This window comes from Micromonospora sp. NPDC003776 (assembly GCF_053605645.1).
This window is the reverse complement of the sequence record NZ_JBSGJR010000398.1, coordinates 1-6681: the sequence shown is the minus strand read 5'-3', so window position 1 is coordinate 6681 and position 6681 is coordinate 1. Positions and strand designations below refer to the sequence as shown.

Genomic DNA, 6681 nt, shown 5'->3' with positions numbered 1-6681 from the left:
GGGATGGTCACGTGTGGACCTCGGGCGGCGTCACCGCGGCGCTCGACCTCACGCTGGCGTTCGTGGAGGCCGACCACGGCGCCGCCCCCGGCCGGCGGTCGGGTTGGCGAGCACGGCGACAGGGCCGGACGGGAGATGATCGTGCGCGGTCACGGCGAGCACCGTACGGCACGACCCTCCCCGCTCACCAGGGGAGACGGGCCGGGGCGACATCGACAGCGGCCAGCGGGCCGCGGAGCCGCCGAAGCGCGGTCACCCTGTCCAGCCCGTGAGAGGCCGGGCCGGTACGCGCCGGCGGCCGCCGCACCGCGCCTAGCCTGTCCCGCGTCCGTCCCGCCCGAGTCCGGGGCGGGACGGCACGGAGACGAGGAGTGGGCGTGCCCGACGAGTTCCCCCGGTACCTGTTCAAGGAGATGGACGCCGCCGACCCCCTCGCCGAGCTGCGCGACCGGTTCGTCGTCGCCGACGAGGACCTGATCTACCTCGACGGCAACTCGCTCGGCCGGCTGCCGGCGGCCACCCCCGACCACCTCGCCCGGCTGGTCCGCGAAGGCTGGGGCGACCGGCTCGTCCGCGGCTGGCCCGGCTGGATCGAGTGGGCCCGGCGGATCGGTGACCGCCTCGCCACGCACGCCCTCGGCGCGCGCCCGGGCGAGGTGCTGATCTCCGACTCCACCTCGGTGAACCTGTACAAGCTGGCCGCCGCCGCGCTCGACGCGGCCGGGGACCGGCGCACCATCCTGGTCGACGCCGAGGACTTCCCCACCGACCGGTACATCCTCCAGGGGCTCGCCGAGGCGCGCGGCCACACCCTGCGGGTGCTCCCCTCCGACCTCGACCAGGGGCTGGACCTGGCGACCCTGCGGGCCGCGCTGAACCCCGACGTCGCCCTCGTGGTGTCCTCCGCGGTCTCCTACCGGTGCGGGGCGCTGCTCGACCTGGCGGCGGTCAACGCGGCCGCCCGCGAGGTCGGGGCGTACGTGCTGTGGGACCTGTCGCACGCCGCCGGGTCGGTGCCGCTCGACCTGACCGCGGCCGGCGCCGACCTGGCCGTCGGCTGCACCTACAAGTACCTCAACGGCGGGCCGGGCGCGCCGGCCTTCCTCTACGTGCGGCGGGAGCTGCAGGAACGGCTGCGCCAGCCGATCTGGGGCTGGTTCGGCCAGCGGGACCAGTTCGCCATGGGCCCCACCTACGACCCGGTACCGGACCTGGACCGGTTCCAGGTGGGCACCCCGCCGGTGCTGGGCATGGCCGCCCTCGACCCGGCGCTGGACGTGCTCGCCGAGGCGGGCATCGACCTGGTACGCGAGAAGGGCCGGCGGCTCAGCCAGGCCATCGTGACCCTCGCCGACGCCTGGCTCACCCCGTACGGCTTCACCGTGGCCTCCCCGCGCGACCCGGACCGGCGGGGCAGCCACGTCAGCCTGCACCACCCCGACGCGCTGCGGATCTCCCGGGCCGTCGCCGACGAGGGCCGGGTGATCGGCGACTACCGCGCCCCCGACCGGCTACGCCTCGGCCCGGCCCCGCTCTACACCCGCTTCGTGGACGTCTGGGACGCGATGGACCGGCTCCGCGACATCGCCGAGCGGCGGTCGTACGAGCGGGTGCCCGGCGCGCCCTCCCGGGTCACTTGAGCTTGCGAGTCGTCCGGGCCACCGTCTGGTCGTACTCGGGGTGCTTCTCCAGCCACCCGCTGAGGAACGGGCAGACCGGCACGACCGTCCGCCCCTTAGCCCGCGCGTCGTCCATCACCGCGCGGGCCAAGGTCGAGCCGACGCCCTTCCCCTCGAACGCCGGGTCGACCTCGGTGTGGGTGTAGACGATGATGTTCCCGGTCAGCTGATAGGTGACGACCCCGGCGGTCGCCCCGGTCTCGTCCCGCGCCTCGAACCGCTCCCGCTCCGGCACGTCGGTCACCGTGATCTGCATCCCGCCATCCAACCACGGCCCGATCGGGGTGGTCAGAAGGTGATCCGCACCTTCAGCGCGGTGCGCTCGTCCATCGCGCGGTAGCCGTCCGACACCCCGTCGAGGGTCACCGAACTGTCGAAGACCGGCGACGGGTCGATGGTGCCGTCGAGGACGTCGGCCAGCAGCTCCGGGAGGTACGCCCGGGCCGGCGCGACACCCCCACCGAGGGCGATGTTCCGGTTGAACATCTGCCCGATGTCCACCCCGGCGCTGCCGCCGTGCGGCACGCCGACGTAGCCGACCGCGCCGCCGTCGCGGGCGATGGAGATCGCGGTACGCATCGACTCCTCGGTGCCGACCGCCTCCAGCACCGCCTGCGCGCCCTGCCCCCCGGTCAGCTCCCGGACCGCGGCGACCGCCGCCTCGCCCCGCTCGGCGACCACGTCGGTGGCCCCGAAGGAGCGGGCGATGTCGGTGCGGGCGGTGTGCCGGCCCAGCGCGATGATCTGCTCGGCGCCGAGCCGCTTCGCGGCGAGCACCCCGCAGAGCCCGACCGCGCCGTCGCCGACCACCGCGACGGTGGCGCCGGGGCGGACCCGGGCGGCCAGCGCGGCGTGGTGGCCGGTGGACATCACGTCGGAGAGCGCCAGCAGGGCGGTGAGCAGCCGCTGGTCGCTCGCCGCCTCGGCGGGCAGCCGCACCAGGGTTCCGTCGGCGTACGGGACGCGGACCGCCTCGCCCTGGCCGCCGTCCGAGCCGGGCGAGCCCCAGAAGCCGCCGTGCGGGCAGGAGGTGTGCAGCCCCTCCCGGCAGAAGTCGCACACCCCGTCGGACCAGACGAACGGCGCCACCACCAGGTCGCCCACCCGTACCGTGTCCACCTCGGCGCCGACGGCCTCGACCACGCCGAGGAACTCGTGCCCGATCCGCTGCCCCGGCTGCCGCCGCGCCACTCCCCGGTACGCCCACAGGTCGCTGCCGCAGATGCAGGCGAGCACGACGCGGACGACGGCGTCGGTGGCCTCGCGGACGGTGGCGTCCGGCACCTCCTCGACCCGGATGTCGTTCGGGCCGTGGATCACGGTGGCGCGCATGGGCGGTGTCCTCCCGGTGTGGATGGTCGGCCGACGGGACGGTCGGCCCGGCGGAACGCTAGACCCGGGTCGGCGGTTCGGCCGACGCGGCGCGCCGCCGGGTGGCCCGGCTCACCGGCCGAGGTGCGCGAGCCCGCTGCCGATCACGTCGATCCGGCCCCACCGGCCGGGTACGTCCAGCAGCTCCAGCCGGCCGAAACGGGCCGGCACCCGGGGCGACATCAGCAGATGCTCGCCCGCCGGGTCCAGGCCGAGCATGGCCCGCAGCAGCAGGAACGGCGCCCCGGTCGCCAACGCCTGCGGGCTGTTCGCGGTCGGGTACCGCACCGGATAGTGGGTGAGTGCGCGCGGATAGCCGGCGAACGCCTCGGGCATGCGGCCGTCGAAGTACCCGGCCGCGTCGACGACGGCCTCGGCGATCCGGCCGGCCTCCTCGGCGAAGCCGTAGCGGCGCAGGCCCCAGGCGATCAGCGCGTTGTCGAACGGCCACACCGCGCCGAGGTGGTAGCCGAGCGGGTTGTACCGGTCCTGGCCCTCGGCGAAGGTCCGCACCCCCCAGCCGGAGAAGAGCCGGGGCCCCATCAGCTGCTCCACCACCCGGGCCGCCCGGGACTCCGGGACGATGCCGCTCCACAGCAGGTGGCCCAGGTTGGAGGCGAGGCCGTCGACCTGGCGGCCGTCGCCGTCGAGGGCGAGCGCGTAGTAGCCGCGGTCGGCGATCCAGAAGTCCCGGTCGAAGCGCTCGCGCAGGGCGGCCGCCTGCCGCTCCAGCCGCTCCGCGTACGCCGGGTCGCCCCAGAACTCGCGGGCCAGCCGCGCCCCGCGCAGCTTCGCGTCGTACGCGTAGCCCTGCAGCTCGCAGGTCGCCAGCGGCGGGCCCGGCAGCCGCCCGTCGGCGTGGCAGATCGCCTCCGGCGTGTCCTTCCAGCCCTGGTTCCGCACCCCGGTCCGCTCGTTGCGCCGCCGGTAGCGCAGATAGCCGTCGCCGAGGAGGTCGCCGTACTCGTCGATCCAGCGCAGCGCCGCGCGGGCCTCGTCCTCGAACTCCCGGACCAGGTCCTGGTCGCCGGTCCACCGCTCGTACTCGTCCAGCAGGACCACGTAGAGCGGGGTGGCGTCGGCGGTGCCGTAGTACGGCGACTCGGGCCGCTCCTCGAAGGCCACCAGCTCGCCGTAGCGGAACTCGCGGAGGATCTTGCCGGGTTCCTCGTCCCGGAAGTCGTCGAGCACCGCGCCCTGGTCGATGCCGAGCATCCGCAGGGTCGCGGCGGCCAGCTCCGGCACCACCGGCAGCGCCTCGAAGCTGGTGAGGATGCTGTCCCGGCCGGTGATGGTGGCCGACCAGGGCAGGCCGGCGGCCGGCATCACCTGGTCCGGCAGGGTCAGCGGCGAGTAGCGCAGCGCCGCCAGGTCCACCAGGCTGCGCCGGTACGTGGTGGTCAGCACGCTCCAGTCGCAGCTGAGGGTGGGGGCCTGCGCCAGCCACACCGCGAGGTCGTGCCGCCGTTCGTCGGAGCTGCGGCGCGGACGGCGCTCCAGCTGCTCGCGGACGTCCCGGCCGTCGGGGCGCAGCACCAGCGCCTGCACCCGCAGCGTGGTCGTCCAGCCCTCCTTCGGGTCCAGCCGCACCGCGTACGTCAGCCCGTCCGCGTCGACCTGCGCCGGCTCGCTGCTGCTGATCAACGTCTCGCGCTGGAACCGGTCCCGCCGGTAACCCAGCCGCAGGCGGCCGTCCTCGACCCGCTGGTAGAGCCGCCCCGCCGGGGTCCGCTCCTGATCGACCGCGAAAATCGGGGCGAAGTCGCTGGCCACATCGAGCCGGACGGTGAACTCCACCGGTTCGCGGTCGTGGTTGAGCACCGTCAACCGTTCCTCGAAGGCCCCGCCGGTGATCGCCCGCTCCCGGATCACCGAGGACTTGGCGTCCACGTAGTGCGTCGGCGCACCCGGAACCAGGAAGAACCGCAGGGTGACAAGGTCCCGCTCCGCCACCGAGAGCGGGTTCAGCCGCTCGCCGTTCAGGCTGAGCCGCCAGCGGGACAGGAACCGGGTGTCGAAGTCGAAGAAGCCGCACGGGTTGGCGACGGTCGCCTCCACGTCGCCGTTGTTCTCGCTCAGCACGAAGATGTTGCCGTCGAGCACCCGGACCAGGTCCGACTTCATCCGGACTCTCCGGGCGCGGCGCTCAGGGCCCGCGGGTGACGCCCGCCCGGTGGCGGGGGGAAGAGCCGCTCCAGCAGCACCACGAAGCGGAACCGGCCCTCGGCGGTGATGTCGTTGCGCAGCCAGGCGGTGAGCGGCTTGGCCTCGCCGCGGGCCATCCGCGCGAAGAACTCCCGATCGGTACGGATCACCGTGTCGGCCGCCCGCTCGGTACGGCTCACCGTCACCCGGCCGTCGGCGATGCTCAGGTGCCAGACCTCCACCCCGCCGGGCCCGTCCAACTCGAACCGGATGGCACCGGCGGCGCGGCGCAGCAGCCGCTCCGGCGCGCCCCGGACCAGCTGCGCGAAGAACGCCTCGATCGGATCGGACACGCACCCGCCTCCCGGGAGAGGGCCGTCGCACCGCAGCCCCCGCTCCGGCTGACGACCCGTGGGCGGCGACGACGGGCGCTGCGGCCACGGGTCCGGCGCCGCCCCAGACTATCGCCGGGCCGGGGTGGGGGCGCTCGGATCGGCGGAACCGCGGCGGGTGCGGTGGGACGGACCGGGCCGGTGGCGGGCAGGATGGCGGCATGCGCCTGGTCTCCTGCTCCCCTCCGCCACGGACATCGTCTACGCCCTCGGGCTCGGGGACGACCTGGTCGGGGTCAGCTTCGAGTGCGAGGTGCCGGCCGCGTACCGGGCCGGGGTGACCGTCGTGGTGGGCGGCCGGGACACCCGGGGCATGAGCCCGGGCGAGATCGACGCGTACGTCAAGGACCGGCTCGCCGCCGGCGCAGACCTGTACACCCTGCACGCCGGGGCGCTGACCGGACTGGACCCCGACCTGATCCTCACTCAGGACCTGTGCCGGGTCTGCGCGCTGCCCGCCGGACGGGTGTCGGACGCGGTGGCGCACCTGGGTTGCCGGGCCGACGTGCTGTCGCTCGACCCGTACACCCTGGAGGACGTGCTGGGGACGATCCGCGACGTGGGTGTCGCCGCCGGCGTACCGGATCGGGCGAAGGCCCTGCTGGACGGTCTGCGGGCACGGCTCGCGGCCGTCGGCGCGGCGGTGGCCGGCCGGCCCCGGCGGCGGGTGGCGGTGGTGGAGTGGACCGATCCGCCGTTCGGCGCCGGCCACTGGATCCCCGACCTGGTCCGGGTCGCCGGCGGCGAGCCGGTGGCCGCCCACCCGGGTGCCCGGTCCACCGCGACCACCTGGGACGCGCTGCGGGCGGCCCGGCCGGAGGTCGTGCTGGTCACCCCCTGCGGCTTCCGCCTGGACGGGGCCGCCGCGCAGGCGGCCGACGTCGCGCCGCGCTTCCCCGGTGCCGAGGTGTGGGCGGTGGACGCCGACGGGCTGATCGTGCGGGCCGGTCCACGCCTGGTCGACGGGGCCGAGGCGATCGCGGCGATCCTGCACCCCGACGCGGTGCCGGCCCCGCCGGAGGGCCGGGTCCGCCGCGTCGCCTGAGCCGGGTGCGGGGTGACCTGAGCCGGACGGTCGGCCGGGGTCGCCCGAC

General features: G+C 75.2%; 6 protein-coding genes and 1 pseudogene. 2 read left to right on the top strand and 5 right to left on the bottom strand.

Annotated elements, in window-relative coordinates; translation table 11 throughout:
• Positions 1 to 63: 63 nt before the first annotated feature.
• Positions 64 to 162: pseudogene (locus ACWEVO_RS26060) on the bottom strand (sphingosine kinase); the annotation flags it as partial.
• A 215-nt stretch (positions 163 to 377) separates the two neighbouring features.
• Between ACWEVO_RS26060 and kynU the strand changes: the two are divergent.
• Positions 378 to 1640, top strand: a complete 1263-nt coding sequence (gene kynU, locus ACWEVO_RS26055) for a kynureninase (protein WP_452310140.1) — start codon at positions 378 to 380, stop codon at positions 1638 to 1640.
• Here the strand turns inward: kynU and ACWEVO_RS26050 are convergent.
• The 4 genes from ACWEVO_RS26050 to ACWEVO_RS26035 form a co-directional block, all read right to left on the bottom strand.
• Positions 1633 to 1935, bottom strand: coding sequence for a GNAT family N-acetyltransferase (locus tag ACWEVO_RS26050; protein ID WP_452310139.1), 303 nt, complete (start codon positions 1933 to 1935; stop codon positions 1633 to 1635). The two genes, kynU and ACWEVO_RS26050, sit on opposite strands and share 8 nt — an antisense overlap.
• A 32-nt stretch (positions 1936 to 1967) precedes the next feature.
• Entirely contained in the window at positions 1968 to 3011 is a 1044-nt protein-coding gene (locus ACWEVO_RS26045) for a zinc-dependent alcohol dehydrogenase family protein (protein WP_452310138.1), read from the bottom strand.
• 111 nt (positions 3012 to 3122) lie between these two features.
• Complete coding sequence (locus ACWEVO_RS26040) at positions 3123 to 5174, bottom strand: amylo-alpha-1,6-glucosidase (protein ID WP_452310137.1); 2052 nt, start codon at positions 5172 to 5174, stop codon at positions 3123 to 3125.
• Positions 5171 to 5548 carry an SCP2 sterol-binding domain-containing protein gene (locus ACWEVO_RS26035; RefSeq protein WP_452310136.1) on the bottom strand — a complete coding sequence of 126 codons (378 nt, stop codon included), beginning with the start codon at positions 5546 to 5548 and terminating at the stop codon, positions 5171 to 5173. Before ACWEVO_RS26035 ends, ACWEVO_RS26040 begins: the two co-directional genes overlap by 4 nt.
• Positions 5549 to 5705: 157 nt before the next feature.
• Between ACWEVO_RS26035 and ACWEVO_RS26030 the strand changes: the two genes are divergently transcribed.
• A complete protein-coding gene (locus tag ACWEVO_RS26030; protein WP_452310135.1) occupies positions 5706 to 6632 on the top strand; it encodes an ABC transporter substrate-binding protein in 927 nt (308 codons plus the stop codon).
• The last annotated feature ends 49 nt before the right edge of the window (positions 6633 to 6681 follow it).